This window comes from Cyanobium sp. ULC082, assembly GCF_977927535.1.
In genome coordinates this window covers 100,496-126,624 of sequence record NZ_OZ376397.1, presented here as the reverse complement: position 1 = coordinate 126,624, position 26,129 = coordinate 100,496, and the positions used below count along the sequence as shown (strand labels likewise).

The 26,129-nt window shown below is 68.4% G+C and carries 28 protein-coding genes; 13 read left to right on the top strand and 15 right to left on the bottom strand.

The features are described from left to right. Positions 1-72 precede the first annotated feature (72 nt). The 10 genes from ACXMDY_RS00695 to sppA form a co-directional block, all read right to left on the bottom strand. On the bottom strand, positions 73-231 hold the full coding sequence (locus tag ACXMDY_RS00695; RefSeq protein ID WP_259702929.1) for a hypothetical protein: 159 nt from the start codon (positions 229-231) through the stop codon (positions 73-75). A gap of 89 nt (positions 232-320) precedes the next feature. Further along, on the bottom strand, positions 321-1,823 hold the full coding sequence (locus ACXMDY_RS00690; RefSeq protein WP_259702928.1) for an AAA family ATPase: 1,503 nt from the start codon (positions 1,821-1,823) through the stop codon (positions 321-323). Between the two features lie 23 nt (positions 1,824-1,846). Next, positions 1,847-2,416 (bottom strand): YceD family protein, encoded by a 570-nt coding sequence (locus tag ACXMDY_RS00685; protein WP_259702927.1) that lies wholly within the window; start codon positions 2,414-2,416, stop codon positions 1,847-1,849. Further along, positions 2,413-3,552, bottom strand: coding sequence for a membrane protein insertase YidC (gene yidC / locus ACXMDY_RS00680; RefSeq protein WP_259702926.1), 1,140 nt, complete (start codon positions 3,550-3,552; stop codon positions 2,413-2,415). Before yidC ends, ACXMDY_RS00685 begins: the two co-directional genes overlap by 4 nt. A gap of 58 nt (positions 3,553-3,610) precedes the next feature. Continuing rightward, the gene (locus ACXMDY_RS00675) at positions 3,611-4,093 is read right to left on the bottom strand and encodes a PH domain-containing protein (protein ID WP_259702925.1); all 483 of its coding nucleotides are present in this window, start codon (positions 4,091-4,093) and stop codon (positions 3,611-3,613) included. Beyond that, positions 4,090-4,482, bottom strand: a complete 393-nt coding sequence (locus tag ACXMDY_RS00670; protein WP_259702924.1) for a ribonuclease P protein component — start codon at positions 4,480-4,482, stop codon at positions 4,090-4,092. The genes ACXMDY_RS00675 and ACXMDY_RS00670 overlap by 4 nt, the downstream gene beginning before the upstream one ends. Before the next feature lie 19 nt (positions 4,483-4,501). After that, positions 4,502-4,639: a 50S ribosomal protein L34 gene (gene rpmH, locus ACXMDY_RS00665; RefSeq protein WP_006170261.1), complete on the bottom strand. Its 138-nt coding sequence runs from the start codon at positions 4,637-4,639 to the stop codon at positions 4,502-4,504. 66 nt (positions 4,640-4,705) lie between these two features. Then, positions 4,706-5,335: a DUF2808 domain-containing protein gene (locus ACXMDY_RS00660; RefSeq protein WP_259702923.1), complete on the bottom strand. Its 630-nt coding sequence runs from the start codon at positions 5,333-5,335 to the stop codon at positions 4,706-4,708. A 93-nt stretch (positions 5,336-5,428) separates the two neighbouring features. Continuing rightward, positions 5,429-5,809 carry a chorismate mutase gene (aroH, locus tag ACXMDY_RS00655; protein ID WP_259702922.1) on the bottom strand — a complete coding sequence of 127 codons (381 nt, stop codon included), beginning with the start codon at positions 5,807-5,809 and terminating at the stop codon, positions 5,429-5,431. Then, on the bottom strand, positions 5,806-6,618 hold the full coding sequence (gene sppA, locus ACXMDY_RS00650) for a signal peptide peptidase SppA (protein ID WP_259702921.1): 813 nt from the start codon (positions 6,616-6,618) through the stop codon (positions 5,806-5,808). Before sppA ends, aroH begins: the two co-directional genes overlap by 4 nt. 65 nt (positions 6,619-6,683) lie before the next feature. Here sppA and ACXMDY_RS00645 point away from each other — a divergent pair, with 65 nt between their 5' ends. Genes ACXMDY_RS00645 through ACXMDY_RS00635 form a run of 3 tightly spaced genes read left to right on the top strand, consistent with a single transcriptional unit; the run spans position 6,684 to position 10,661 of the window. Next, positions 6,684-7,637: a DMT family transporter gene (locus tag ACXMDY_RS00645; protein ID WP_399234912.1), complete on the top strand. Its 954-nt coding sequence runs from the start codon at positions 6,684-6,686 to the stop codon at positions 7,635-7,637. Then, entirely contained in the window at positions 7,634-8,749 is a 1,116-nt protein-coding gene (locus ACXMDY_RS00640; protein WP_259702919.1) for a glycosyltransferase, read from the top strand. The genes ACXMDY_RS00645 and ACXMDY_RS00640 overlap by 4 nt, the downstream gene beginning before the upstream one ends. A gap of 25 nt (positions 8,750-8,774) precedes the next feature. Then, positions 8,775-10,661, top strand: a complete 1,887-nt coding sequence (locus ACXMDY_RS00635) for an ArnT family glycosyltransferase (RefSeq protein WP_259702918.1) — start codon at positions 8,775-8,777, stop codon at positions 10,659-10,661. Here the strand turns inward: ACXMDY_RS00635 and ACXMDY_RS00630 are convergent. Next, entirely contained in the window at positions 10,627-11,181 is a 555-nt protein-coding gene (locus ACXMDY_RS00630; RefSeq protein WP_259702917.1) for a DUF721 domain-containing protein, read from the bottom strand. The two genes, ACXMDY_RS00635 and ACXMDY_RS00630, sit on opposite strands and share 35 nt — an antisense overlap. Before the next feature lie 81 nt (positions 11,182-11,262). Between ACXMDY_RS00630 and ACXMDY_RS00625 the strand changes: the two genes are divergently transcribed. The 5 genes from ACXMDY_RS00625 to ACXMDY_RS00605 all read left to right on the top strand — a co-directional run bounded on the left by ACXMDY_RS00625 (position 11,263) and on the right by ACXMDY_RS00605 (position 15,574). After that, positions 11,263-12,039: a PspA/IM30 family protein gene (locus ACXMDY_RS00625; RefSeq protein WP_259702916.1), complete on the top strand. Its 777-nt coding sequence runs from the start codon at positions 11,263-11,265 to the stop codon at positions 12,037-12,039. Positions 12,040-12,090: 51 nt separating this feature from the next. Next, positions 12,091-12,411 carry a thioredoxin gene (trxA, locus tag ACXMDY_RS00620; protein WP_259702915.1) on the top strand — a complete coding sequence of 107 codons (321 nt, stop codon included), beginning with the start codon at positions 12,091-12,093 and terminating at the stop codon, positions 12,409-12,411. Then, complete coding sequence (locus ACXMDY_RS00615) at positions 12,411-13,625, top strand: aminotransferase class I/II-fold pyridoxal phosphate-dependent enzyme (protein ID WP_259702914.1); 1,215 nt, start codon at positions 12,411-12,413, stop codon at positions 13,623-13,625. Before trxA ends, ACXMDY_RS00615 begins: the two co-directional genes overlap by 1 nt. After that, entirely contained in the window at positions 13,622-14,389 is a 768-nt protein-coding gene (locus ACXMDY_RS00610) for a biotin--[acetyl-CoA-carboxylase] ligase (RefSeq protein WP_259702913.1), read from the top strand. The genes ACXMDY_RS00615 and ACXMDY_RS00610 overlap by 4 nt, the downstream gene beginning before the upstream one ends. A 252-nt stretch (positions 14,390-14,641) precedes the next feature. Beyond that, positions 14,642-15,574: a M23 family metallopeptidase gene (locus ACXMDY_RS00605; protein WP_457767249.1), complete on the top strand. Its 933-nt coding sequence runs from the start codon at positions 14,642-14,644 to the stop codon at positions 15,572-15,574. 160 nt (positions 15,575-15,734) lie between these two features. Here the strand turns inward: ACXMDY_RS00605 and ACXMDY_RS00600 are convergent, their stop codons facing one another. Next, positions 15,735-16,448, bottom strand: coding sequence for an ABC transporter ATP-binding protein (locus ACXMDY_RS00600; RefSeq protein ID WP_259702911.1), 714 nt, complete (start codon positions 16,446-16,448; stop codon positions 15,735-15,737). Further along, positions 16,445-18,013 (bottom strand): NAD(P)H-quinone oxidoreductase subunit N, encoded by a 1,569-nt coding sequence (locus tag ACXMDY_RS00595; RefSeq protein WP_399234920.1) that lies wholly within the window; start codon positions 18,011-18,013, stop codon positions 16,445-16,447. Before ACXMDY_RS00595 ends, ACXMDY_RS00600 begins: the two co-directional genes overlap by 4 nt. A 136-nt stretch (positions 18,014-18,149) precedes the next feature. Between ACXMDY_RS00595 and topA the strand changes: the two genes are divergently transcribed. Genes topA through ACXMDY_RS00570 form a run of 5 tightly spaced genes read left to right on the top strand, consistent with a single transcriptional unit; the run spans position 18,150 to position 24,385 of the window. Beyond that, entirely contained in the window at positions 18,150-20,873 is a 2,724-nt protein-coding gene (topA, locus tag ACXMDY_RS00590) for a type I DNA topoisomerase (protein WP_259702910.1), read from the top strand. Beyond that, positions 20,873-21,424, top strand: coding sequence for a hypothetical protein (locus ACXMDY_RS00585; RefSeq protein WP_259702909.1), 552 nt, complete (start codon positions 20,873-20,875; stop codon positions 21,422-21,424). The genes topA and ACXMDY_RS00585 overlap by 1 nt, the downstream gene beginning before the upstream one ends. Positions 21,425-21,433: 9 nt before the next feature. Further along, complete coding sequence (locus ACXMDY_RS00580; protein ID WP_259702908.1) at positions 21,434-22,132, top strand: DUF2232 domain-containing protein; 699 nt, start codon at positions 21,434-21,436, stop codon at positions 22,130-22,132. A gap of 25 nt (positions 22,133-22,157) precedes the next feature. Further along, positions 22,158-23,282 (top strand): nicotinate mononucleotide-dependent phosphoribosyltransferase CobT, encoded by a 1,125-nt coding sequence (cobT, locus tag ACXMDY_RS00575; protein WP_457767248.1) that lies wholly within the window; start codon positions 22,158-22,160, stop codon positions 23,280-23,282. Between the two features lie 11 nt (positions 23,283-23,293). Then, entirely contained in the window at positions 23,294-24,385 is a 1,092-nt protein-coding gene (locus ACXMDY_RS00570; protein ID WP_259702906.1) for a type 2 periplasmic-binding domain-containing protein, read from the top strand. A 7-nt stretch (positions 24,386-24,392) separates the two neighbouring features. Here ACXMDY_RS00570 and ACXMDY_RS00565 read toward each other — a convergent pair whose 3' ends face one another. Beyond that, on the bottom strand, positions 24,393-25,454 hold the full coding sequence (locus ACXMDY_RS00565) for an aldo/keto reductase (protein WP_259702966.1): 1,062 nt from the start codon (positions 25,452-25,454) through the stop codon (positions 24,393-24,395). Between the two features lie 64 nt (positions 25,455-25,518). Continuing rightward, positions 25,519-26,106, bottom strand: a complete 588-nt coding sequence (locus tag ACXMDY_RS00560) for a bifunctional nuclease family protein (protein WP_259702905.1) — start codon at positions 26,104-26,106, stop codon at positions 25,519-25,521. Positions 26,107-26,129: the final 23 nt, after the last annotated feature.

Genomic DNA, 26,129 nt, shown 5'->3' with positions numbered 1-26,129 from the left:
GGCATCCCTGCAGCAAGGCTCTTCTGAATGAAGCCGGGAAACCGGCCACCTGAACCACTCAGGGGGTGGGCTTCAGAGCACCTGGCCAACCATCACGGCGGCGAGAGCGGAGAAAACAGTGATTCCCAGAGCCGTGAGCGGATTCTGCCCCTGGGCCACAGCGAAGCTGGTGATCACACCGGCACCGAGGAAAGCCACGGTGATCTGGGTGGCGGCGGAAGGACGATCCAAGGGGTGGTGGGCGATTGCAGGCACCGTAGGGATCAATGGCCTGCCCGCCATGGCCAGCCGGTTGTTTCGTTACCCGGCGTCGGGCTTCGTTACGGGGCGTCAGCTTTCGTTACACCACGCAACCTGGAGGCCGGTCGGGCCCGGCCACTGCTGGCCCACTGCTTCAACGACTCAAGCTGCTCCCGTGCCGTCCGCGACAGCGGCACGAGATCGCTGGCGGCCCGGATCAGGTCGCTCTCGCCGAAATCGCGATGGTCACCGAAGGCGAGGTGCATGGCCTCCACAACAGTCTGCTCGAGTTCGGCTCCGGAAAATCCTGCGGTGCGATCGACCAGCACCTCCAGGGGAATGCTGTTCCCCGGCCGCCGCCGCTGCAGCTGCAGGCTGAGGATCGCTCGCCGTTCCGCCGCGTCGGGGAGATCAAGCAGGAAGATCTCATCGAATCGCCCCTTGCGCATCAGCTCCGGGGCCAGGTTGGCGACTCCGTTGGCGGTGGCGACCACGAACACCGCCGAGGTCTTCTCCGCCATCCAGGTGAGCAGGCTGGCCAGCACCCGCTGGCTGGCACCCCCGTCGCTGCGGCTGTCGCCACCGAAGCCCTTGTCGATCTCGTCGATCCAGAGCACGCAGGGGGCCATCGCCTCGGCCCGCCGGATCATGTCGCGGGTGCGCGCCTCGCTGGCTCCCACCAGGCCGGCGAACAGGCGGCCCACGTCCAGGCGCAGCAGGGGCATCGCCCAGCTGTGGGCAATCGCCTTGGCGGTGAGCGACTTGCCGGTTCCCTGGGGACCGACCAGCAGCACACCCCGCGGCAGGGGCAGTCCATAGCGTTCCGCCTCGTCGCTGAAGGCCAGGCGACGCTGGTCCAGCCATTGCTTGAGCGCCTCCAGGCCGCCGATGTCGGCAGGGCTCGCCTCGGTGGGGCAGTATTCCAGCAGTTCGCTGCGGGCGATCGCCTGGCGCTTCTCCTCCAGCACCTCGGCTAGATCCTCGGAGCCAAGCTGGCCACGCCGGGCGAGGGCCCTGGCCGCCACCTGGCGGATCCGCTGCTCGGTGAGGCCACTGCAGCAGTGGATGAGCTGCTCAAGCTCGGCGGCGGGGGGCGTGTGGCCGCTGGCCCGGGCGATGCTCTCCAGCAGCCCTCGAATCTCGATGGCCGAGGGCAGGGGAAGATCCACCACGGTGAGGCACTCTTCCAGCTCCCTGGGGACCTGCCATTCCGGGGCGGTGATCACCAGGGTGCGCGGTTGTCGGCGCAGGCTGGTGGAGAGGTTGCGCAGGCGTCTGCAGATGCCGGGGTCCTCGCAATAGCGGTGAAAATCAAGCAGCAGCAGAATGGCGGGTTGGTCCTGCGGCAAGGCCTGCAGGCTGTCGAGGGCGGCCATCGGGTTGCGCGCCGCCTCACCGGAGCGGTTTGGCAGCCCGGCCAGGCCATCGACGAAGTCCCAGCGGAAGAGTGTGCGGTTGCCGAGTCGCTCCGCCGCCTGATTCAGGAGAGTTTCGACGCGCTCCTCCTCGGGCGAGCGGATCCAGAGAATCGGCGCCCGGGCCCGGATCAACAGATCGAGGTGATCCGACCAGGACTCAGTCATGGGAGGTAAACCATCGGCCTGGATCAACCAGGACGGCTCAGCTGGCTCAGCTGGGCCCAGCGGGGATCAGGCAGGGGCGCCGCCGCCAGCAGCGGGCCTGGGCCCGGGCAGGTGGCGCCGCAATGGTTGCGGCAAGGCCGCTGCAGGCTGAGCTGCTCAACGAACCAACGGGCCGGCTCGAAGCTTCCCAGGGGATCGAGGCAATCCACCGGCTGCTCGGAATCGGCGGGATCGGCACCATCGGGTGATTCGGCCGACTGGGCTGATTCGGCAGCGGATTCCAGCCAGGCACCTGGATTCTCGACACTGAGGGCAACCACCTCACTGCAACGGAAGCGGAGCGGCTGGCTGAAGGGGTTGAGGCAGCGATCACAGCGCAGAGTGATGACCGTGCGGCCCTCGCCGCTGAGCTCGATCCGGTGGCCGGCATGGATGGCCGTGAGCGTGCCGCGCACCGGGGTGAGGCTTTCCAGCTCCGGCAGGAACTGATCCACCGACCAGCTGGCCCCACCGGCGAGCAGGCGCAGCTCCTGCACAGGCACCGGCCGCAACGGCAGGTTTTCCGGGCGGAAGGGCCGGCTCGGCTGGGTCATTTCCTGCCCTTCGGCTCGAAGGGCAGCCGCTCGATTCCGGAGCCGCTGGTGGCCGTGACAGCCACGGTCTGCTGGGCAAGCTGCTGGTCGAGGATCTCCTGAAGGTTGTCTGGGAGAGCTTCGCGGGTGAGCAGAAAGGTCTGGAGACCCTGGAAGATGTTGGCCACCACCATGTAGAGCAACACGCCGGCGGGCAGCGGGAAGAACAGGAACATTCCGGTGATCATCACCGGGGTGATCTTGTTGGCGGTGGATTGCTGGGGGTTGGGGGGCATTCCCATCCCGGAGAGGATCTGGGAGACGAACAGGCTTGCCCCGAAAGCGCCGACCAGGATGGCGATGTCCCAGTTGATCGCCCCGTCGGTGTAGAAGCCGACCTGGCCGAGCGCCTTGATGAACAGGAAGCCGCTGCGGGCCGCCAACCCAGGCACCTTGGCCTCGATCGTGGCATCGCCAGGGCTGAGGGCTTCGATCCGGCCGGTGTCGCTGACCCGGACCACTCCTTCACCTTTGGTGATGCCCCAGCTGGGCAGGTAAGCCGAGCCGTTCTCCACATTGGCCAGGGAGGCGGCGAAGGGCTCGCCGTCCTTGGTGTGAAGATCGATCTGAGCCGTGTCGCCGACGCCGAGTTTGGTTCCCTGCTCCAGGCTGGCGATCACCGGCACGTGGCTGGTTTCGGTGATGAAGATCGAATGGCTGGCGGTGTTGAACGGCTTTGGCTCCACCGTGGCGATCTGCTCGGCCGGCAAGACCTTGAGATTCAAGGTGTAGGGCACATCGGCGAACGGTGAGCCCCGCAGGGTGGCGAACAGGGCAAACAGGATCGGCATCTGCACCAGCAGGGGCAGGCAGCCCGCCAAGGGGCTGCCGAATTCCTTCATCAGCTTGCCGAGCTCTTCCTGCTGCTTCTGGGGGTTGCTGGCGTAGCGCGCCTTGATTTCCGCCTGCCGTTTCTGCATCACGGGCTGGGCGATCCGCATGCGACGGGCACTGCGGATCGATCCGGCACTCAAGGGGAACAGTGCCAGGCGGATCACCACCGTGAGGGCAATGATCGCCAGCCCGTAGCTCGGCACCAACCCGTAGAAGAAATCGAGGATCGGGAGCAGCAGATTGTCGGAGATGTAGCCGATCACGGCGGGGTGGCGACGGGGGTGGGAAGGTTCTTCAGGACAGTGTGCCCCAGCAGGGGGCTCAGGCGCCGGACGCCAGGGCGTCGCCGAATCCCTTGCTCTCCGCGGTGCGGAGACCAGAACCATTCGACGGGTTGCGGGCGGCCATGCGCTCAAGGATGTAGGCCTCGGTCTCCCGGAAGCGGGGCAGGGAGCGCATTTCCAGCTTGGCGCCGTCGTTGAGAACCAGGACCATGTCACCCCAGGCACCGAAACCGCGGGACACCGAGCGCACCTCACGGATCTGGGCGTAACTGATCTGGCTGCGGTCGCGGCCCAGCCAACCACCACTCACCGAAATCCGGCGGCTGGTGATCCGATAGCGCAGCCACAGGGCTCGGACGATGGCGCCGACGGCGAAGGGAATCCCGATCAGGGTGAGGCCGAAGACAAGATTGAAAATCAGATCTCCCCTGGCCGGTCCGCCCTCATAGAAGACTGGCTCCAGCAAAGGCGTGGGGGGGGAAGGGCTGGTGCCCTGGGCTTCCGGCGCTTGACCTGTCATCGGCTCAGACCTGCCTTCCGCAACAACGATGCACATTCTCCCAGCAAGGCCTCGGGGTCGGCTTCGGCGCAGCCCGGCTTGAGGCTGAACAGCAGCCACTGGGGTGGGTCGGCCAAGGCAGCGGCAGAACCGCAGTGGACCTGGAGCCAGGCATGAATGAGCCGGCGCAGCCTGTTGCGACTGACCGAACGCTTGCTCACCTTGCTGCTGATCACAACAGCGCAGCGCAGGGGGCTCGTGGGCACGGCCGCAAGGCTGCTGCTCAGCAGGCTCTCCTCCGCCTTCAGGGTCCGCAGCACCATCCAGGTGCCATGAAAGCGGCGTCCGTTCCTGTAGAGGCGGTCGAAGGTTCTGTGACCCCGCAGACGCAGGTTCGGCGGCAGGGCCATGGTGCCCGCCGGCTGGGGCTCAAACAGCCAGACGGGCGCGGCCGCGGCGGCGGCGGGTGCGGATCACCCGACGGCCCGTGTGGGACCGCATCCGAACACGAAAGCCAGACACCCGCTTGCGCTTGCGGCTCGTTCCTTCCAGGGTGCGCTTCGTCATGGTGCGGCTCTACTACTCGCTCAGGGTCGATGAACCAACGTATCAGTCGGCCGGTCATTCGATCGGTCAGTTGGTGGGATCGATCTGAATCAGCCAGCTGCCGAGGTATCCGGCGAAGGGAACGTCGCCGGGCGCCTGGGCCAGGGCATTGAATTGATACATGCCGATGTTGAACGGATTGAAGATGTTCATGTAAACGCCGATGGTGCGCTCATCCGAAACAGGCCGATCCGGGAAGATGTCGATCGAGCGGCCATCCTTCGAAATTTCAACCGTGGCAGGAATCTTTTCCCTGCAACCGGTGCGCGACATCATGCCTCCTTCCTTCATGAAGCAGAGCTGTACATCCTCCGGCGAAATCTTGACATCAAAATTCTGGGGCACCACCACGCTGAGTTTGAGGATGGCCGTGTTGCGATCCTTGGGCCGCAACAGCAGGTAGTACTCCGAGCGCTTGAGCCGGGCCGTATCGGTGATGAAGTAATAAAGCCGCCGGTAATCCTTGCTGTTGTCCCAGCGGAACTCGACCAGGCCCGGGGTGCCCTGGGCCTGGGCCGAGCGGGGCGCTGAGGCACCCAGCAAGCCGGCCCCGAGTGTCCCGAGGGCGATGCCGGCCATCGCCGCCATCGCCAGGCGCAGGCGGCTGCGAAGTGGCCGTGCCGGGGAGTGCTGCGGCCGATGCTTCAGAACAGACATGGGGAGGGGCAGGCGACGGGTCGAACGATCATCGATTGGATTCTCGGACCAGGCCGCGGACCAGACCGGTCGGCAAGGGCAGCCACACAGCTGTCAGGTGTGACCGGATCTGTCCGGCCGGAGCCCGGCGGCCTCGCGAAGATAGGGATGGGCCGGGGTGCGGCCTGTCTCCATCCAGGCATGGGCCAGCAGACGGATGCAGCGGCACAGATCACCATCCACGGCCATCTGCTGGCAATCCAGCAGGGCCACCCCATCCCAGCCGGCCTGGCGGCGGGCGATCGAGGCGGGGAAGCAGGCGGTCAGATCCGCCGTCACCGAGAAGGTGACCGAGAGCACCTGGGATCCCCGCAGACCATTCTGGCGGATCAGGGCATCGAGCAGCTCCTCAACCGCGGCGACGATCGCGGCCACCGTGTTGGCCTCCGCGGTGGTGGCACCCCGCAGGGCCCGCAGCTGCTGCCCGCCGCTCATGGCCGCCAAAGCCAGAGCGGCATGCCGCACCAGGCCAGCTCCAGGCTGAGGGCCTGCTGCAACGGGCCCAGCAGATTGAAACCAGGAATCAGGGAGCTGAGCCGCTTCGGTGGCTTGCCGAAAGTGGTCGGCCTGATCTTGTCCTCATCCAGTCCGACCAGGCGGGCCAGCAACCGCCGTGCATCGTCTTCGTCGCCCAGGGCATCGACGAGGCCGAGCGCCTTGGCCTGGGCGCCACTGAACACCCGGCCGTCGGCGAAGCCTCGCACCACCTCCTCGCTCAGACCACGGCCCGTCGCCACGGCTGCAACGAACTGGCCGTAACTGGAATCGATCAGCTCCTGAAGCAGCTGGCGCTCGTCGGCGGTGAGGGAACGATCCGGCGAAAGAATGTCCTTGTAGAGGCCGCTCTTGACGGTTTCAAAGCTGATGCCGATCCGCTTGAGCAGCTCGGAGAGGTTGTTCCCCCTCAGAATCACGCCGATCGAACCGGTGATCGTGCCCGGATTGGCCACGATCGTCTCGGCCGCCACCCCCAGATAGACCCCGCCGGAAGCGGAGATGTTGCCGAAGCTCGCCACCACTCGGCAACCCTTCCGGCGCAGCCGCAGCAGGGCACCATGGATCTCCTGGCTGTCGCCCACCGTCCCCCCCGGACTGTCGATGCGCAGCAGCAAGGCCGGGCATTCCCGCTCCTCGACCTGGCGCAGGGCCTTGAGCACCCGCTCCCGGGTGGCCCCGGCGATCGGTCCCTCGATCGCGATGCGCGCCATGGTTTTCCGAGACTTGCGGCGCCAGGGCCAGGGCATTCGCTTCGATGCGTGGTGGCTGGATCTTAAAAAGGTGGTCGGCGGCTGTTTCGATGATTCCAGGAATGACGTGGCTGCTGAGGCTGTTGCCCTTTGCGCTCTGGGGCACGGCGATGGCGGCGATGAGACCCCTGCTGGATGGGGCGGGCCCCCTGACGGTGGCCTGGATGCGGCTGATTCCAGCCGGGGCGGCGGTGCTGGCTGCGGCGGTGCTGATGGGCCGCTCCCTGCGGGTGGATCCAGCTGACCGGCTGTGGCTGCTTGCCTTTGCCCTTGTCGACGGCGCCCTTTTCCAGGGCCTCCTGACCAGGGGGCTGGGCAGCACCGGGGCCGGCCTGGGCTCGGTGCTGATCGATTCCCAGCCCCTGCTGGTGGCCCTGCTGGCCCGCAGCCTGTTCGGAGAGGCGATCAATCCGGTGGGCTGGCTTGGCCTTGTGCTCGGACTGGCCGGGATCCTCTGCCTGGGGCTGCCGGCTTCGCTGCTCAGCCACTGGTGGCTGGATGGGCCGCAGAGTCCCGCCGGGCTGGCCTGGAGCCATGGTGAACTCTGGATGCTGGGGGCGGCGGTGGCGATGGCGGTGGGGACCGTGCTCTGCAGGTTCGCGATCGGCCACAGTGATCCTGTGGCGATCACCGGCTGGCACCTGTTGATCGGCGGCGTGCCGTTGCTGGCCGCCAGTGCGCTCGGTCCCTGGCTGGATCCCGGGCTGGCGCCGTTCTGGCCCCACTGGAGCCGCCTCGACTGGAGCCTGATGACTTACGCCAGCCTGCTGGGCAGCGCCCTGGCCTATGGACTGTTCTTCTGGTTCGCCCGTCGGGGTGATCTGACCGGCTTCAGTGCGCTCACCTTTCTCACCCCGGTCTTCGCCCTGCTCTGTGGGGTGATGTTTCTTGATGAACGGCTCCGGCCCCTGCAATGGATGGGGGCCGGTCTGGCGCTGGGATCCGTCGCCCTGATCAACCAGCGTCAGCGGCTCTGGGAAGGGCCGCGGGAACCATCGCCGGAGCCCCTGCCATGAGCCCGCCCTGCCTGCGGCTGCTGGTGGTGAGCACCCCGGTCGGCACCCTGGGCAGCGGGCGCGGCGGCGGTGTGGAGATCACCCTGACCGGCCTGGTCGCCGGCCTGATCGCCCGCGGTCATCAGCTCACGGTGCTGGCCGCTGAAGGCTCCCGGCTGCCGCCGGGCTGCGAACGGGCGGCGCTGTGGACCCGCCCGGGAGTGGAGCAGCCCAGCTGGCAGCACCAGCCCCGCGATGGGTCCGTGCAGATACCAGCCGATGCCCTGCTGGCGGCCCTCTGGGATTGCGCCCTGAAGCACCAGGCGGATTTCGACGCCATCCTCAACCTGGGCTACGACTGGCTGCCGTTCTGGCTGACCCCCCATCTGGCCGCCCCGCTGTTTCATCTGGTCAGCATGGGATCGGTGGCCGCGGTGATGGATGGGGTGATCCAGGCGGTTTCCGGCTGGGATCCCAGCCGACTCGCCTTCCACACGGCATCCCAGGCGGCCGATTTCGAGCTGAATGGCCCGGCGCGAGTGGTGGGCAATGGGTTTGATCTCTCCGCCTACCGGTTCCGCCCGCATGCCGATGCCCAGGCCCCACTGGGCTGGGCCGGACGGATCGCACCGGAAAAGGGCCTCGAGGATGCGGCGGCCGCCGCCGCCCAGCTGGGACGGAAGCTCGCCGTCTGGGGGTTCTGCGCCGATCCCATTTATGCCGCGGCGGTGGAGGCCTCCGTTCCGGCCGGCACGATCATCTGGAAGGGATTTCAGCCCACCGAACGGCTGCAGGCGGAACTGGGGGGCTGCGGGGCCCTGCTCAACACGCCCAAATGGAATGAGGCCTTCGGCAACGTGGTGGTGGAAGCGATGGCCTGTGGTGTGCCGGTGGTGGCCTACCGCAGGGGTGGACCTGCCGAACTGATTCAGCCGGGCCTGAACGGCAGCTTGGTGGCCCCCGACGATGTCGGTGCCCTGGCCGCCGCGGTGGGGCCGGCGGAAGCCCTGGATCGGGGGAGTTGCAGGCAATGGGCGGAGCGGCACTTCTCCCGGGAAGCCTTCGCCGCCAGGATCGAATCCTGGTTGCGGGAAGGGCTGCTCGCAGCAGAGCGGCCCACGCCTCCGACTTAGGTTCTCAGCGCCCGAACCCGCTGCCGTGCCTTCCGCCCGCCCGCCGGCTGCCCACCGCCCCAGACCCGCCCATGGGCCCGTTCTGCTGGCTTGCCTGCTGGTGGGAACGGCCTGTTTCCTCTGGCAGCTCGGTGACACCGGCCTCGTCGATGAAACCCCGCCGCGCTTCGCCGAAGCAGCCCGGACCATGGCGGAAAGCGGCGACTGGCTGACCCCCTGGGTGAATGGTCTGCCCCGCTACGACAAACCCCCCCTGGTGTATTGGCTGATGGCCCTGGGCTACAGCCTGCCCGGCCAGGAATCCTGGAATCCCCTGGGAACCTGGGCCGCCCGTCTTCCCTCCGGGCTCGCCTCGATCGGGGTGATGCTGGCCCTCGCCGACACGCTGCTGCGCTGGCCCCAGCCCAGTCCAGGGGACCCGCCGCCCCCACCGTCCAGTCGAACCGCCGCCCTGACGGCCCTGACAGCGGCCCTGGCCTTCAGCCTCTCCCCCCTGGTGCTGCTCTGGAGCCGGATCGCCGTCAGTGATGCCCTGTTCAGTGGTTGCCTGGCGGTGGCCTTGCTGCTGTTCTGGCGGACCTGGGCAGAACCGCAGCAGTTCTGGTGGCCTGGCTGGGCGGTGCTGGGGCTGGCCGTCCTCAGCAAAGGCCCGGTCGCCCTGGCCCTGGCGGGCCTGACCCTGCTCGGCTTCGGCTGGCGACAGCAGGCCCTGTTGCCGCTCTGGCGCCGACTGAGGCCCCTGCCTGGGCTGGCGCTCACCCTGGCGGTATCGGGGCCCTGGTACGGGGCGATGCTCCTGGTGGAAGGACGCCCTTTCTGGGACAGCTTCTTTGGGTATCACAACTTCCAACGCTTCACATCGGTGGTGAATGAGCACCTGCAGCCCTGGTGGTACTTCCTGCCGGTGCTGGTGGTGGCCAGTCTTCCCTTCACCCCGCTGCTGGGGCTGGGGCTCGTTCGGGGCCTGATGGCCACGACCACCAGAAGCCTGCCCCCCAGCTCCTCACTGCGCAGCTTCGCGGCCTGCTGGTTGCTGGCGGTGCTGCTGCTGTTCACCCTGGCGGCCACCAAACTGCCCAGCTACTGGTTACCGGCCACGCCGGCCGCAGGCCTGCTGATCGCCCTGGCGGCCCAGGACGGAGTCGCCCGGGGCGGCCGCAGCCAGGCAAAAGCCGCGCCGGATCGCTGGTTTCAACGGGCCCAGGGCCTCACAGTGGCGCTAAGCGGCCTCCTGGCCGCCGCACTCTGGGCGTCCCCGGCCTGGATTCCCCTGATCGATGACCCCGAAATGCCGACCCTGCCAGGCGAGCTGCTGGCCAGCGGCTATGTGCTGAGGGCGGCCCTCTGTTTCAGCCTTGCCACCCTTGCCGGCGCCTGGTTCTGGTTGCGGACCCGGACCCCAGGCCCGGGCTGGCTGCTGGGCCTGCAGCTGCCCCTGGTGGCCTTCCAGCTGCTGGCGGTGCTGCCGATGTGGCAACTGGGGGATGGGGTGCGCGGTCGGCCCGTGCGGGCGATGGCGGCGGCGGCGGCGCAGCTGGCCCGGCCGGGGGAGAAGCTGGCGATGGTGGGGATCCTCAAGCCTTCGCTGCACTACTACAGCCGCCGGGTGGTCCTTTATGAGGGCACCACAGCCGACGGCCTTGCCAATCTCAGCGACCGGCTGCGCAGCGAACGACGCCGCAACCTGGAGCCATCCAGTTCGATGGCTGCTCCCACCGTGCTCATGGTGATCGACGCGGCGACCGCGGCCCTGCCCCACTGGCGCAGCCTGAAGGGCGCTCCCCTGGTCAGCAGCGGCCTCTACAGGCTCTGGCGCGTCGAGCGGGGTCGGCTGGATCAGCAGGCCAGCTCCCTGGTGCGTACCGGAAAGGCCAGGGTCAGCTGGAGGGATCCCCGGCCTGAGCGCTACTGACCTCGATCACCTGGCGCTGACAGAAGCTGCAATGCCCCCAGCGACCCAGCTCTCCAGCCGGCGCCGGGCTGCCGCAGCGGGGGCAATCGGCGAGGCCATGCACGTCGATGCGGCTGGGATGGGCGGCCCAGATCCGGGCTTCCTCCTCGGTGCCGGGGGTGGGGGCGCTGCCGGGATGGTGCTGCTGGAAACGCAGGTCGCGAACCGGAAATCCAGCACCACGCAGGGCACCGAGAAGCTGGTGGCGGTTGTAGCGCAGGGCCTGAAGCCACTGGGGATGGGTGGCGCCAACGCAGAGCACACCGGCCTGGAGGCTGAGCGGTTGGCAGTGGGGAGCCAGGGATGCCCCGGCGATGCGGGGCCAGGCCTGCCAGAGAGAGGCGAGATGGCCGTTGCGTTTCCACTGGCCTTGCAGGGCCGTCAGGCACTGGCCAAGCCCGGTGGCGGGCGGACGGACCGGCGAGGTCAGGATCTGGAGATTGCCGAACCGCCTGGTCTGGTCGCTGGGAGCGATGGCCATCCCCCGATCCTAGGTGCGGTCAACCGGCTGGCTCCAACCAATCCGCCACCGCTAACCTCAGATCCGACCCCACCGTGATCCATGGGCTTCTTCGATCGGCTCAGCCGCCTGCTGCGGGCCAACCTCAATGATCTGGTCAGCAAGGCGGAGGATCCAGGCAAGATCCTCGACCAGTCGGTGGCCGACATGCAGGCCGATCTGGTCAAGTTGCGGCAGGCCGTGGCCACGGCGATCGCCAGCCAGAAGCGCATTCAGAACCAGGCCGAGCAGGCAGGGGCGCAGAGCAAAACCTGGTACGAACGAGCCGAGCTGGCCCTCAAGAAGGGAGAGGAAGACCTGGCCAGGGAAGCCCTCAGCCGCCGCAAGACCTACCAGGACACCGCAACAGCTCTCACCAATCAGCTCAACAGCCAGGCAGGCCAGGTCGAAACCCTCAAGAAGAGCCTGCTGGCCCTGGAGGGCAAGATCGCCCAGGCCAAGACCAAGAAGGACATGCTCAAGGCCCGCTCCCAGGCCGCCCAGGCCCAGGAGCAGCTTCAGAGCGCTGTCAGCAGCCTTGGCACCAACTCGGCCATGGCTGCTTTCGAGCAGATGGAGGAGAAGGTGCTGCAGCAGGAGGCCCGCAGCGAAGCCGCAGCCGAACTGGCCGGAGCCGACCTGGAGAGCCAGTTCGCCTCCCTGGAGGGCGGCAGCGATCTGGATGATGAGCTCGCCGCCCTCCGGAACCGCCTGGAAGGAGGCCCTGCCGCCCTGCCCCTGCTGGCTGCCGACAGTCCCACCCCCCAGCTGGAGCCCGTCAAGGTGGCGGAGGTCAACGCCGAGCTTGAGGAGCTGAAGCGCTCGATCGACAAGCTCTGAATCGGTTCAGCCACCATCGATTCATACAATCGCCACAGCTGACCTTCTGCCGTGGCCGTTGCCGTATTCACCGACGCGAGCTTCCAGGCCGATGTCCTTGAGGCCAGCGGCACTGTGCTGGTCGATTTCTGGGCCCCCTGGTGCGGTCCCTGCCGTCTGATCGCCCCCCTGATGGACTGGGCTGCGAACCATTACAGCGATCGGTTGGTGGTGGGGAAAATCGAGGTGGATGCCAATCCTTCCAGCCGCGACGCCTACCGGGTCCAGGGCATTCCCGCCCTGATCCTGTTCCGCGATGGCATCGAACTGACCCGCCACGAAGGCGCGCTCTCTCAATCCCAGTTGCAGGCCTTTCTCGACAGCCATCTCTGATGCCGATCTCCCAACGGCTGAGCCGGTTGGGCCAGGGGGTGTTCGCCCGCAACGACAGCCGCAAGGCGGATTACCGCCAACGGTTGGCCGCAGCAGCCGAAGGCAGCGAGCCCTTGCCTGCCCTGCTGGACCTGTCGCTCGGCTCCACCGACCTGCCGCCGCCGCCGGAGGCGATCGCGGCGATCGCGGCGGCTCTGGGCCGACCTGACAGCTCCTCCTATTGCCTGCACGGCGCCACCGGGCCCTTCCGCCAGGCGGTGGCCGCCTGGGCCCAGCGCCGTTTTGCGGTACGGGTGGATCCGGACTCGGAAGTGCTGCTGCTGGTCGGCTCCCAGGAGGGCACGGCTCACCTCCCCCTGGCGGTGCTCAATCCAGGCGATGCCGCCCTGCTGCTCGACCCGTACTACCCCTCCCATCTCGGCGGCCTGCAGCTCGCCGCCGCTGACCCCCACCTGCTTGGCCTGCGCAGCGAAGAGGGCTGGCGGCCCGACTTCGACCAGCTCCCCACCAGCCAATGGGAGCAGCTGAGGCTGATGGTGCTGGGCTTTCCCCACAACCCCACCGCCACCGTGGGGGATCAGGCCTGGGTGGATGCGGCCGTTGAGCGGGCCGTTCGTCACGACATCGTGTTCGCCCATGACAACCCCTACGTGGATCTGGCCCTGGAGGGAGAGGCTCCGGCGCTGTTGCGCAATCCGCTGTGGCGCCGCTGCGGCATCGAGTTCTTCTCCTTTTCGAAAAGCTGGTGCCTGGGGGGCTTCCGGCTGGCCTTCGCGATCGGTGCCGCTCCGCTGATCACCGCCTTGCGACAGCTCAAGGGGGTGGTGGATTTCAACCAGTCGCTGGCCCTGCAGGCCGGCGCGATCGCCGCCCTGGAGCAGGCCCCTCAGTGGCCGGATCGGATCCGGGCGATCTACCTTCAGCGGCGCAACCGGATGGCGGCGGCCCTGGAGTCGGCTGGATGGCTGGTGGAGCGGCCTTCGATGGCCCTTTACCTCTGGCTGGCCCTGCCCCCGGTGGCCCGTTCGGCCGGCCTGAACTCGGAGGCCTTCTGCGCGGCCCTGCTGGACCGCACCGGCGTGGCGCTCACCCCCGGCAACGGCTTCGGCGCTGGCGGGGAAGGCTGGGTGCGCCTGGCCCTGGTCCATCCGATCGAGCAACTCGAGGCCGGTGCGCTGCGGATGGGCCACTGGCTGGGCACTCTTTCGGCATGATCGGTGCCATTGCGGCCGCCAGGCGGCGGCTACTGGCGAAGCCGTCGCTGGCGGGGAACCGGAAACAGCCGCCGCCGATCGCCTGGCAACTGCATGGCAGGGCCGTCTGCGCCAGCAGCGAAACCGTGCTCGACCGGTTGCTGGGGGCCGGCGCCCGCCCCCCTCTGGCCGTGTTCAGCCGGCACCAGCGCTTTGGCCACGGCCAGCAGGGAAGGCCCTGGCTGGCCCCTGCCGGGGGAGTGTGGCTCAGTGCCGCGCTCCCCTGGACCGGCGACCCCGGGGCAGCGGCTGACCTCGGCCTGGCCGCAGCGGTGGGGCTGGCCCTGCAGCTCGAAGATCTGGGCCTGGCGGTCGCGATCAAATGGCCCAACGACCTGCTCGTCGATGGACGCAAGCTGGCGGGCCTGCTGCCGCGGCTGCGGCTGAGCGGCGGCCGGATCCGCTGGGCCCGGGTGGGGCTCGGGCTGAATGGCTCCAACCGGGTGCCGGCCGGCGCGATCAGCGTGGCCCAGGCACTCGGCCGCTCCCTGGTGGCGGCTGAGCTGGCGGCACTCGCCGCCAGGGCTTTGTGTGCCCTCGACTGGGCCGCCGAGCATGCCGGCAAGCCCGAGGCCGTGCTGGCCGGCGCGAATCAGCGGCTGCGCCTGCCAGCCGGGCCGGTTCCCTGGCAAGGGGAGCTCTGGCAACCGCTTGGGCTGAACCGGGACGGCAGCCTGGCCGTTGCACTCGGCGAGCGTCGGGCGGCGGTGACGCGGAGCTTCTGAGCTGGACAAGCTGTGCCAGTGAGCTGGATCAGCTGAGCCGGACCATCTCGGGCGGGAATCAGGCCGGCTCTCCCTAGGATCCTGCCAAATCCATTTCTGGAACTGTGTCCCGCCGCGAACCCCTGCCACTGCTGGCGCTGGGCCTGGTCTCCCTGATCGGAGCCCCCCTGGTCCTGGCGCAGCAGGAGCTGCCGCAGCCTCGAGCCCGCGGCCGGCGTTCCACCAAGCTCCCAGCGCCCGGATCCATCCCTGTTGCCGCAATCGACTGTCCAAAACTTTGACCAGTCCCTGGATCAGCTGGTTCGTGATGGAATCGTCAGCCCGGCGGAGCGCACCAGAACTCGATCAGCAAGACCGCTGCAGCCGGGCGATCCGATCGCCCGCAAGGTCTGCAGCGAGGGAGCTGGATCCGGGCGAGAGTGCCGCAGCGTTGATGTGCGCTGGCCCGGGGACCGCCGCGGGGCCCCTGACCTCGATGGGGCCGACCTGGCTGGCGGCCTGGCCGGTGGTGGCTTCCCCTACGGCCGCCTCGGAGCCGAAGGCGCTCCTCTGCCGCCCCTCACAGTGCCGGTTTCCGCCCTGCTGGCCGGCGCAGGCGGCAACTTCCGGCTGATGGATGTGTTCCGGGTGACCCCCAGGCCTGCTCCGCGGCTGGGCAACGGCAACCGCAGCCTGCTCTTCCCCCTGATCGGTTCAGCGGTCACCACCAGCAACTTCGGCTGGCGGCTGCATCCGGTGCTCGGGAATTGGTTGATGCATGCCGGCCGTGATCTGGCGGCCCCCGAAGGCACACCGGTGGTGGCGGCCCTGACCGGGCGAGTGGTCAGCAGCGGTCTGGCCGGGGGCTACGGACTGGCGGTTGAGCTTGAACATGACGGACCGAAACGCCGCACCCTCTACGGCCACCTCTCCGAGCTTTTCGTCAAGGAGGGCGAGTGGGTCAAGCAGGGCACGGTGATCGGCCGGGTGGGCAGCACCGGTCTGAGCACAGGGCCCCACCTCCATTTCGAGCTGCGTCTGCCCGAGAACGGGGGCTGGGTGGCCATCGACCCCGGCGAACTGGATCCCGGCCGTGAGGCGATCGCCGGCACCGACGCCATCGCCCTGCTGATGGGCCAGCTGCTCCAGAGCCTGGAGCGTCCTGCCGCTCTGCCGCCGGCACCGAAACCCCAAGCCGCCGGCTAAGCCACCCCTGGCGGCATAGGTCGCATGAGCAGAGGTCTCATGAACCTTCCCGCTCTCCAGGAGACCCTCCCCCAGTGGTGTTCACCGCCGGAATGATCCCAAAGGCGGCCTTGCCCGCTGCGCGGGCTGAGCCGCCGGAGGCATCATCCCGCCGGTGAACTCAACCAGCCACCCGCCCATCCCGGAAGTGCACGATCCGGTCGGCACGGGCGGCGACATCGTCTTCATGGGTGACCATCACCACCGTCATGCCCTGGTCGTGGAGCTGATCGAAGATGCCCAGCACTTCCTGGGTGGTGTGGGAGTCGAGGGCGCCGGTGGGTTCGTCGGCCAGCAGCAGGGCCGGTTCGTTGATGATCGCCCGGGCAATCGCCACCCTCTGCTGCTGACCACCGGAGAGCTCATTGGGTCTGTTCTCCAGCCTGTGGCCCAGACCCACCCGCTCGAGCGCCTGCCTGGCCCGTTCGCGCCGCTGCCGGGCCGGCAGACCGGCGTAGACCATCGGCAACATCACGTTGTCCATGGCGCTCATGTTCGCGAGCAGATGAAACTGCTGGAACACGAAGCCAAGACGTTGGTTGCGCAGGTCGGCCAGTTCGTCGTCGCTGAGTTCCTCCACCGAAGTGCCGCTCAGCAGGTAATGGCCGGAGCTGGGACGATCGAGGCAGCCGATGATATTCATCGCCGTGCTCTTGCCGGAGCCTGATGCCCCCATCACGGCGAGATAGTCGCCGGCCTGGACGGTGAGACTGAGGTCATCGAGGGCGCGGACCTCGGTGTCTCCGGAGCCATAGACCTTGCTGATATGGCTCAGTTGAGCGACCGGCTCCTGCTGCCGGACGGCCAGCCTGCCTGACCGGAGCGTGGCGGTCATCCCACCGGGGCGGCGACGCCACTGGCGATCGCCTGCTGGAGCATGGGGGTTCCGGCCACGGCGCTGTTGGCCCAGTTGAACAGGGGATTGGAGAGAACGCCGCCGACGGCCGTGATCAGAACGCAGGCCACCAGGGCGGCGCGAAGCGGCTTCATGCCGGTGAGAGTCCAGCTGATCGGCGGGTAGGCCTTCACCACATCGGAAGCCTCCTGGGGCTCCTTGACCACCATCATCTTGATCACGGAGATGTAGTAATAGATCGACACCACCGAGGTGATCAGGCCCACAACCACCAGCAGGTACTGGTGATCAGCCCAACCGGCAAAGAACAGGTAGATCTTGCCGAAGAAGCCGAGCATCGGAGGAATCCCGCCCAGCGAGAGCAGACAGAGACTCAGCCCCAGGGTGATCAGCGGATCCTTCTGATAAAGACCGGCGTAGTCGGAAATCCGATCACTGCCGGTGCGCAAAGAGAACAGAATGATGCAGGCGAAGGCGCCCAGATTCATGAACAGATAAGCCGCCATGTAAAGCACCATGGCCGCGAAGCCTTCTTCCGTTCCGCAGACCAGACCGATCATCACGAAGCCGGCCTGACCGATCGAGCTGTAGGCCAGCATCCGCTTCATCGAGGTCTGGGCGAGGGCCACCACGTTGCCGAGGGTCATGCTCAGCACCGCCAGCACCGTGAACAGCACTTTCCACTGGGCGTCGAAGCTCTCGAAGCAACCGACCAGCAGGCGTAGCGCCAGGGCGAAACCGGCCGTCTTGGAACCCACGGAAAGAAACGCCACCACAGGGGTCGGGGAACCTTCGTAGACATCCGGGGTCCACTGGTGGAAGGGAACGGCAGCGATCTTGAAGGCCACGGTGGCCAGCACAAACACCAGCGCCAGGGCGGTGACGGGGGTGGCACTGGTCTGGAGAGCCAGGCCGACCGCCTCCAGATTGGTGGAGCCTCCGGTCAGTCCGTAGAGCAGGGAGGCTCCGTAAAGAAAGACGGCCGCGGCGGCCGAGCCGACCAGCAGGTACTTGAGGGCCGCCTCTCCGGAGCGCGCATCGCGCTTCATGTAGCCGGAGAGCAGATAGCTCGACACCGAGAGGGTTTCCAGCGCCACGAAGATGCTCACCAGGTCGGTGGCCCCGCAGAGGAACATGGCCCCGAGCGTGGCGGCCAGCAGAATGGCGGCGTACTCGCCGACGGGTGTTCCGCTCTGCTCCACGTAGCGCCAGCTGATCAGGAGCGAGAGCAGGGTGGATGCGGCCACCACGCTCCGGAACGCCACCGCCAGATTGTCGGCCAGGAAGGAGCCGAGGAAGGAGGGTTCAACCGGACCGTTCCACTGCAGGGCGAGCAGCACCAGGGCCGTGCCGAGGCCGGCGTAGCAAATCGCGGGAACCCAGCGGGTGGCTGCCTCCTCCCCGGCCAGATCCACCAGCAGGCAGATCAGCAGGGCCACGAGGATGGCGCTCTCCGGTGCGATCGCGCCGGCATTGAGCTGGAGGACCGTGATCCCCAGTTCCGGCGGTGATGCCGCTGCCGCCACAGCGTCCGCGAACAGCATGGGGAGAGATCCGAGCGGAATGGTCAAAGCTGCAAGAGACCGCCTGATGCTGCGGACTGTAGCGGCGTTGCCCGGCAGTCTTCGTAACGTTGGGCCCGTCGATGCGATAAAGAGGGGAGCGGATTTTCGCCTGCCTGTGGCGCACACCCTGGTCATCGTCGAGAGCCCCACCAAGGCGAGAACCATCCGTGGGTTCCTGCCGGCTGATTTTCGTGTCGAGGCCTCGATGGGTCACGTCCGCGACCTGCCCAACAACGCCAGCGAGATTCCGGCGGCCTACAAGGGCGAGAAGTGGGCCAACCTGGGCGTCAACACCACCAACGACTTCGAGCCCCTCTACGTGGTGCCGAAGGACAAGAAGAAGATCGTCAAGGAGCTCAAGGACGCCCTCAAGGGCGCCGAGCGGCTGTTGCTGGCGACGGACGAGGACCGGGAGGGCGAAAGCATCAGCTGGCACCTGCTGCAGCTGCTTGCCCCCAAGGTGCCGGTCAAGCGAATGGTGTTCCACGAAATCACCAAGGAGGCCATCTCCCGCGCCCTCGACCAGACGCGCGAGCTCGACATGGAGCTGGTCCATGCCCAGGAAACGCGGCGCATCCTCGATCGCCTGGTGGGTTACACCCTCTCGCCATTGCTCTGGAAGAAGGTGGCCTGGGGGCTCTCAGCCGGCCGGGTGCAATCTGTGGCGGTGCGGCTGCTGGTGCAGCGGGAAAGGGCCCGGCGGGCCTTCCGCAGCGGCAGCTACTGGGACCTCAAGGCCCGGCTCGAACAGGCCGGCATCGGCTTCGAAGCCAAACTCACCCACCTGAAGGGGGAGCGGATCGCCACCGGCGCCGACTTCGACGAAACCAGCGGAGGCCTCAAGGCCGGCAGCAAGGTGAAGCTGCTCAGCGAATCCGAGGCCCAGGCCCTCCAGGCGGCGGTGGAAACCAGCTCCTGGCGGGTTGCGGAGGTGGAGGAGAAACCCACGGTGCGCAAGCCCGTTCCCCCCTTCATCACCAGCACCCTGCAACAGGAGTCCAACCGCAAGCTGCGGCTTTCGGCCCGCGACACGATGCGCACGGCCCAGGGGCTCTACGAACGCGGCTTCATCACCTACATGCGCACCGACTCGGTGCATCTTTCCGAGCAGGCGATCCTGGCCGCCCGCAGCTGTGTGGCCGAAAAGTACGGCCAGAACTATCTCAGCCCGGCACCGCGTCAGTTCAGCACCAAGTCCCGCAACGCCCAGGAGGCCCACGAGGCGATCCGCCCCTCCGGCGACCAGTTCCGCACGCCCAGGGAGACCGGCCTCGACGGCAAGGACCTGGCGCTCTACGAGTTGATCTGGAAGCGCACCGTGGCCAGCCAGATGGCCGACGCCCGCCTCACCATGCTCAGCGTGGAGCTGCAGGTGGGGGCGGCCAGCTTCCGGGCCTCCGGCAAGCGAATCGACTTCGCCGGCTTTTTCCGGGCCTACGTGGAGGGAAGCGATGATCCCGAAGCGGCCCTGGAGGGACAGGAGGTGCTGCTTCCGGCTCTGGCCGTGGGGGACAGCCCCGTCTGCAGGCAGGTGGAAGCCCTGGGCCACCAGACCCAGCCACCGGCGCGCTACAGCGAAGCCGCCCTGGTGAAGATGCTCGAGAAGGAGGGCATCGGCCGCCCTTCCACCTACGCCAGCATCATCGGCACGATCATCGACCGGGGCTACGCCACCCTGGCTGGCAACGCCCTGACTCCCAGCTTCACCGCCTTCGCCGTGACCGCCCTGCTGGAGGAGCATTTCCCCGATCTGGTCGACACGAGCTTCACCGCCCGCATGGAGACCACGCTTGATGAGATCTCCACCGGCAAGGAACAGTGGCTCCCCTATCTGAACGGTTTCTTCAAAGGGGAGAAGGGCCTGGAAACCCAGGTGCAGCAGCGGGAGGGTGACATCGACCCCACCGCCTCCCGCACCATTGCGATGGAGGGGCTGCCCTGCGTGGTGCGGATCGGCCGCTTCGGTGCCTATCTCGAGGCCAGGCGGGTCGCGGACGATGGCAGCGAGGAGCTGGTCAAGGCCACCCTGCCGATCGAGATCACCCCGGCCGAACTCGATGCCGAGCACGCCGAGCAGATCCTCAGGCAGAAAACGGAAGGGCCGGAAAGCATTGGCGAGGACCCGGAATCAGGCGAGGCGATCTACCTGCTGTTCGGCCAGTACGGCCCCTACCTGCAACGGGGCCAGGTGAGCGAGGAAAATCCCAAGCCGAAACGCGCCTCCCTGCCCAAGGGGGTGAAGCCGGAGGAACTCAGCCTTGAGGCGGCCCTTGGTCTGCTGCGCCTCCCCAGGCTGCTTGGTGAGCATTCCGACGGTGGCAAGGTGCAGGCCGGCCTGGGCCGGTTCGGTCCCTACATCGTTCATGACAAGGGCAAAGGCGAAAAGGACTACCGCTCCTTGAAGCCGGAGGATGATGTTCTGGAGGTGGATCTCGCCCGGGCGATCGAGCTCCTGGCCATCCCGAAGAAGGGCCGTGGTGGTCGCACCGCCCTCAAGGATCTCGGCAGCCCCGGTGGGGAGGGGGAAGCCATCCAGGTGTTCGATGGTCCCTACGGGCTCTACGTCAAGCAGGGCAAGCTCAACGCCTCGCTGCCCGAGGGCAGCACCGCTGAAACGATCACCCAGGAAGAAGCCGTCGCCTTGCTGGCAGCCAAGGCTGGAAGCAGCAAAGCGAAAGGCCGCAAGCCGGCTGCCACCAAGGCCGCCGGCAAGACCGCCAGCAAGACCGACAGCCAATCCGCCGGCAAGGCAACGCCGGCCGCCCGGAAACCGGCCACCACCAAAACAGGCCGGCTCCGTGCCAGCGCCGTTCGAATCGTCAAGGCCGCCTCGAGTTGATGGGGGCCTCCTCAGGGCTGCTGCTGGGTGCCACCGTGCTGCTGGGCCTCTCCCTGAGCAGCTGCAGTGGTAACCCGATCGGTGAACGGCTTGCCGCCGGCTTCGATCCGCCTGGCGGCGTTGCCGGCCAACCGGCCACACCAACCACCCAGGCGTCGCCGGCCCCACCCGCCGCAGGCGTCGCTCCGGCGAATCCCCCCGGCCCTGCCAGGCCAGGCCTCCCTGGCACCCCAGTACCAGGCGCCGCAGCAACGAACCCGGCAACGGCCAGGCCCAAGGCCACGGCCACGGCCAATCCAGGCCAGACGCCAAAATCGGCGCCCACCCCAAAAGTGGCGGCCAGCTCAGCTGCCGTTCCTTACAGGGTCACCCTGAAACTTCCCGCCGCCGACCCCGCCGCTCCCGCCGAGGTGGTCACCGAGGCCCTGCGGGCGGCGGGGGTTCGCTTCGAGGTGGAAACGATCGAGCGGATTCGCTCAACCAGCCCAGCGGAGGGAGCAGCCCCCACCAGCTCACAACCCGCCTCCACGCCGGCGCCGGCGCCCCGCTGAGCCAACGCTATGTCCCTCTCCCCGCAGCCAGGCCCCAGCCAGGGCAGCCCCGTCCAGGACAGCCCTTCCCGCCAGCTCAGTCGGAGACAGGCTCTGCAACTGGTGGAAACGGCCTACCTGGCGGCCGCCACGGCCCTGCTCTGGGCCGGTCTCTACTACCTGCCGGTCGGTGGTGCGCTGTTTCGCCTGGCCCTGCCTCTGCCCCTGGCATTGCTGCAGCTTCGCCAGGGCTGGCGCTGTGGCTGGGAAGGCCTTGTGGTGGCCGCCCTGCTGCTCGTTGCCCTGATGGGCCCGATCCGCGGACCACTGGTGCTGTTCCCCTATGGCTTGCTGGCCCTCTGGCTGGGCTGGGGCTGGCGGCGGACCTGGAGCTGGTGGCTGACCTGGGGTGTGGGGCTGCTGATCGGCAGCGCCGGTTTTCTGGTGCGGGTGGCGGTGCTCTCCTTGCTGCTCGGCGAAAATCTCTGGGTGCTGATCACCGCCGCCGCCGCCGGGCTGCTGGAGCGGCTCAGCGGCCTGCTCAACCTGGGGGTCGGCCCCGACCTGCAACAGGTGCAGGCCATGGCCCTGCTGCTGGTGCTGGTCCAGAACCTGATCTATGTGCTGGCCCTCCATGCGGTGGCCTACTGGATCTTTCCAAAGCTGCAGGCTCCGATCAGCGAACCACCAGCAGCGTTGCGCTCCCTGGTCAGCCTTGATCCCCTCTGAGATTCCCTCTGAACTCCCCTCTGCGTTGAGTGGCGACCCGGCCAGCGCTCGCTCCTGGTGCGAGCGGTTGCGGGCGGGAACGCCGGACGCCCAGCTGCTGCTGCTGCTGGGCGGCACCCAGACCGCCGAGGTGGCAGGGATATCCGCCGCTGGGGCGACGGCGGCATCCCGACGCCTCACCGCCGCCGCCGACGCCGAGCTGCTGCTGCGGGGACCGGGGCCTGGTCGCTGCCATGCCCTGCCGCCGTTGCCGGCCGGAGTGAGCCCCGCCCTGATCAGCCATGTGGTGCGCCGGGAGCTGGCCCTGGAGACCCTGGTGGTGGATCTGGGTTGCCCGGTGATGCCGGCGGTGCCCCATCTCCGGCTCGGCCAGTTGCCGGCCCGCTGCCTGAGCACGGGTGCCGCCATGGCACCGGAGCGGGTGAGCCGGTTGGTTCAGCTGGGGGAGAGCTGGGCCAGGGGCTGGGCCCGTCGGCCTGGCCAGCCCCCCCTGGTGCTGGCCGAATGTGTGCCCGGAGGCACCAGCACCGCCCAGGCGGTGCTGAGTGGCCTGGGCATCGAGGCCGCCGGCCTGGTGAGCGGCAGCCTGCGGCAGCCGGCCCACGCCCTGAAGGCCTCCCTGGTGGAGAAGGGGCTGCGCGCCGCCGAGCTCTGGCGGCTGCCGTCAGGAGAGCCGGTGGATCCGCTGCGGGTGGTGGCAGCGGTGGGCGATCCGATGCAACCCCTGGCCGCCGGCCTGGTGCTGGCCGCCGCCGCCGCTGAGATCCCCGTGCTTCTGGCCGGTGGCAGCCAGATGGCGGCGGTGCTCGCCCTGGCCCTGGCCCTGGCACCCGACGACCTGAGGCCAGGGCTGGTGGCTGGGACCGCTCTGGTCACCACCGCCTGGGTGGCGGGCGAACCTGGCAGTGATCTGTCCCTGTTGCTGCAGCGGATCGGCAGCCGTTGGCGGGTGGAGCCGATCGCCTTCGCCACCGGCCTGCGATTCCACGGCTGCCGCAGCCGTGGCCTGCGCGACTATGAACGGGGCTATGTGAAAGAGGGGGTGGGAGCCGGTGGCCTCGCCCTGCTCTGGGAGCTCTCCGGCCGGCGGCTCGCCCAGCTCAGCGAGGCCTGTGACCTGGCCTGCGAGCAGCTGGAGGGCTGCGCCTAGGGTCCGCTTCTATGCATCCGCCTTCGCCCCTGATCACGCCTCTGAGCCGCCGCCGGCTGCTGCGGTGGGGAGCCCTCGGCGGCCTGGGCCTGATCGCCGGCTGCGGCAGCACAACCGCGGCGCGGCTGCTTTACAGCCGCGGAGACCTGCCGGCGGCCTGGCTGAAGCGTTTGCCCGATCCGTGGCGCAGCCAGGTTGAGGAGAGCCCGGCCGCGGCCCTGGCGCGGCTCGCCGACGCCGATCTGCTGCAGTGGCCCGACGGCTGGCTCCAGGAGATCAGGCCAGACCAGCTGCAACCCTTCACGCCTCCAGGCGCCACCGGGGCGGCGGCCCTCTTCGATGGGCTGGCCCCCTTCGCCGAACCGGTGAGCCGCCTGTTCACCGAGCCGCCGCCGGCCGACGGCCTGATTTCCAGGGCTCCGCTCGCCTATCCCTGGGCCTTCGGCACCTGGCTGCTGGTGTTGCGCAACCGCCGGGATCTGGCCGAGCGCCACGCCGAGGGCTGGAACCTCCTGCTGGATGAACGACTCAAGGGCCTGGTGCTGCTCCCTTCCAGCCCCAGGGTGGTGATCGAGCTGGCCCTGCGGCAGATCGGTCGGTCGAGCCGCCAGAGCGGTGGCCTGGCCGACCCGCGGCTCCTCCCCCAGCTCAGGCGCCTGCGGGGCCAGGCGCGGGCCTTCGACGACCGCGATGGCCTCAACCTGCTGCTGCGGGGCAAGGCCGAAGCGGCCGTGGTTCCAAGCCAACGGCTCCTGCCCCTGCTGCGCAGTGATTCCAGACTCACGGCCCTGTTGCCGGCCAGCGGCTCGCCGCTGTGGTGGAACCTGCTGCTGCGGCCCTCAGGGAGCCGCGAACCCGCCCCGCTGGCCTGGATCCGTCAGCTGGGTGAAGCGTCGCTTCAGCCCCGCCTGCTGGCGGCAGGCTGGGTTCCTCCGCTGCGGCGCGAGAGGCTGGCTCCTGCCCTGGCCCAGTGGCCGGAGGCCGTGGCTGCCCTGCTCTATCCCGAGGCGGCGGTGCTGGCGAACTGCAACTCCCTGCCGCCCCTGGCCGCTGAGGAACGCTTCCGCTACCAGCAACTCTGGGACCAGGCAGCTCCCAGCTGAGCCAGCGCTAACCCCAGAGCCGCCGCCGAGGAGACGCCGCCAGCAGTCCGTGGGTCTCGGCGAGCAGATCGGGAATCGCCAGACCATGGGGACAGCGGGGCAGGCAGGCGCCACAGCGCTCACAGGCCCTGGCATCGAGCGCTTCCCACCAGTGGCCGGCCCGGCCGATCAGGTTGTAGCGCTCCCGGGCAAAGGCCTCCATGCCATGGCCGAGCACCAGGTTCCGCAGGCGCAGCAGCTCCGGGATCGGTACGTCCACCGGGCAGGGAAGACAGGCGCGGCACTGGCCGCAGCGTTCGGCCCCCAGGCGCTGACGCCCGGCGGCGGCCAGTCGAGCCAGCGCGGCCTGCTCAGCCGTACTGAGTGGACCGTCGGCGGCGGCGAGGCGGACGGCCCAGGCCAGATCGCCAGGCTGGGCAGCTCCAAGGCTGAGCGTGCTGATTCCTGCGCTCAACAGGAAGCGATAGGCGAGCTCCAACGGCGCGAACGGGGCGCAATCCTCCAGCAGCGAAGGCGGTGGGTCGTAGAGACGGCCGCCCTTGTCGGCAGGTGAAATCGCCAGCACACCGATCCCCTCGGCCAGGGCCTGGCGGGCCAGGGGCAGCCGCTGCTGATCGAACAGATGAAGATGGAGGCTGCAGAAGCCGAAGCGGCCGCTCGAAAGAGCTGATTCGATCAGCTCGGTGCTGCCGTGGCTGCTGAAGCCCAGCTGCCCCACCAACCCTTCGCCCAGGGCCCAGCGCAGCAGCTCACCGCCTTCCCCGGTCAGGGCCCAGGCCAGGTGTTCCGGCCGGTTGAGGCCGTGCACCGCCAGGTTGTCGAGCCGCTCCACCCCCAGCCGCTCCAGGCAGGCGCGCAGCTGGGCCTGCCCCTGCTGCAGGCCGGGCCCGGGCAGGATCTTGCTGGTGATCACCACCCGGTCCCGCTGCACCGCCAGCTGGCCCAGGGCCAGGCCCAGATATCGCTCGGCGGGTCCGTAGGCAGGCGCAGTTTCCAGATGGTTGATGCCGGCCTCCAGGGCGGCAGCCAGCAGCCGCTCCATCTGGTCAGCGCTCTCCAGCGCCCGCATCGTGCCGAGGCTGAACAGGGAAACGGCCGGTCCACGCCCGAACGGGCGCCGGACCGGCCCCGGATCAGCCGGGGGCACCGGAAGGGTCGCCAGGTGGATCCTGGGGGGAGGAGCCCGATGGCTCGGAACCGGCTTCCGGGTCAGGGTCGCCCTGACGCTGGGAGCGACGGACGTTGCGGATCAGCTCCGCCGGGCTGACCCGATCGAGAAAGCGGCGGAAGTCTTCCTGGTCCTCGGCGTCGGCTTCGGCATCGACGGGGATCGAGGCGTCCGCCACCACCTCCTCAAGCATCCAGATGCCGGCATCGGTGCGAAGGGCCAGGGCGATCGCATCACTGGGCCGGCAATCGATCTCCCGCCCCTCACCGGCGGCGGTGGTCAGCTTCAGCACAGCACGAAAGGTGCTGTCCTCGATGGCGTGGATGATCACCCGCTCCAGGGTGAGGCCCGCCGCCGCCATCAGGGTGGCCATCAGATCGTGGCTGAGCGGCCGGGGGGGCGCCTGGCCACCCATCCCGGCCAGGATGTTCTGGGCCTGGGCCTGGTCGATCCAGATCGGCACCTGACGGCGACCGCAGGGATCGCGAAGCAGCACGATCGGGCTGCGACTGGCCGCATCGAGGGCGATGCCGACAACGCGCATTTCCACCATGATTTAGCTGCGCCTGCCCGTTG

Coding starts and splice junctions, on each gene's coding strand:
- ACXMDY_RS00580 (WP_259702908.1), top strand. CDS start 21,434: ATGTCCCTCTCCCCGCAGCCAGGCCCCAGCCAGGGCAGCCCCGTCCAG.
- aroH (WP_259702922.1), bottom strand. CDS start 5,809: ATGAGCGGCGGGCAGCAGCTGCGGGCCCTGCGGGGTGCCACCACCGCG.
- ACXMDY_RS00630 (WP_259702917.1), bottom strand. CDS start 11,181: ATGGCCATCGCTCCCAGCGACCAGACCAGGCGGTTCGGCAATCTCCAG.
- ACXMDY_RS00565 (WP_259702966.1), bottom strand. CDS start 25,454: ATGCGGGCGCTGGAGAGCGCTGACCAGATGGAGCGGCTGCTGGCTGCC.
- ACXMDY_RS00640 (WP_259702919.1), top strand. CDS start 7,634: ATGAGCCCGCCCTGCCTGCGGCTGCTGGTGGTGAGCACCCCGGTCGGC.
- ACXMDY_RS00600 (WP_259702911.1), bottom strand. CDS start 16,448: ATGACCGCCACGCTCCGGTCAGGCAGGCTGGCCGTCCGGCAGCAGGAG.
- rpmH (WP_006170261.1), bottom strand. CDS start 4,639: ATGACGAAGCGCACCCTGGAAGGAACGAGCCGCAAGCGCAAGCGGGTG.
- ACXMDY_RS00660 (WP_259702923.1), bottom strand. CDS start 5,335: ATGTCTGTTCTGAAGCATCGGCCGCAGCACTCCCCGGCACGGCCACTT.
- sppA (WP_259702921.1), bottom strand. CDS start 6,618: ATGCCCTGGCCCTGGCGCCGCAAGTCTCGGAAAACCATGGCGCGCATC.
- ACXMDY_RS00615 (WP_259702914.1), top strand. CDS start 12,411: ATGCCGATCTCCCAACGGCTGAGCCGGTTGGGCCAGGGGGTGTTCGCC.
- ACXMDY_RS00560 (WP_259702905.1), bottom strand. CDS start 26,106: ATGGTGGAAATGCGCGTTGTCGGCATCGCCCTCGATGCGGCCAGTCGC.
- ACXMDY_RS00690 (WP_259702928.1), bottom strand. CDS start 1,823: ATGACTGAGTCCTGGTCGGATCACCTCGATCTGTTGATCCGGGCCCGG.
- ACXMDY_RS00625 (WP_259702916.1), top strand. CDS start 11,263: ATGGGCTTCTTCGATCGGCTCAGCCGCCTGCTGCGGGCCAACCTCAAT.
- ACXMDY_RS00670 (WP_259702924.1), bottom strand. CDS start 4,482: ATGGCCCTGCCGCCGAACCTGCGTCTGCGGGGTCACAGAACCTTCGAC.
- ACXMDY_RS00570 (WP_259702906.1), top strand. CDS start 23,294: ATGCATCCGCCTTCGCCCCTGATCACGCCTCTGAGCCGCCGCCGGCTG.
- ACXMDY_RS00585 (WP_259702909.1), top strand. CDS start 20,873: ATGGGGGCCTCCTCAGGGCTGCTGCTGGGTGCCACCGTGCTGCTGGGC.
- ACXMDY_RS00685 (WP_259702927.1), bottom strand. CDS start 2,416: ATGACCCAGCCGAGCCGGCCCTTCCGCCCGGAAAACCTGCCGTTGCGG.
- ACXMDY_RS00645 (WP_399234912.1), top strand. CDS start 6,684: ATGACGTGGCTGCTGAGGCTGTTGCCCTTTGCGCTCTGGGGCACGGCG.
- ACXMDY_RS00675 (WP_259702925.1), bottom strand. CDS start 4,093: ATGACAGGTCAAGCGCCGGAAGCCCAGGGCACCAGCCCTTCCCCCCCC.
- ACXMDY_RS00610 (WP_259702913.1), top strand. CDS start 13,622: ATGATCGGTGCCATTGCGGCCGCCAGGCGGCGGCTACTGGCGAAGCCG.
- ACXMDY_RS00595 (WP_399234920.1), bottom strand. CDS start 18,013: ATGCTGTTCGCGGACGCTGTGGCGGCAGCGGCATCACCGCCGGAACTG.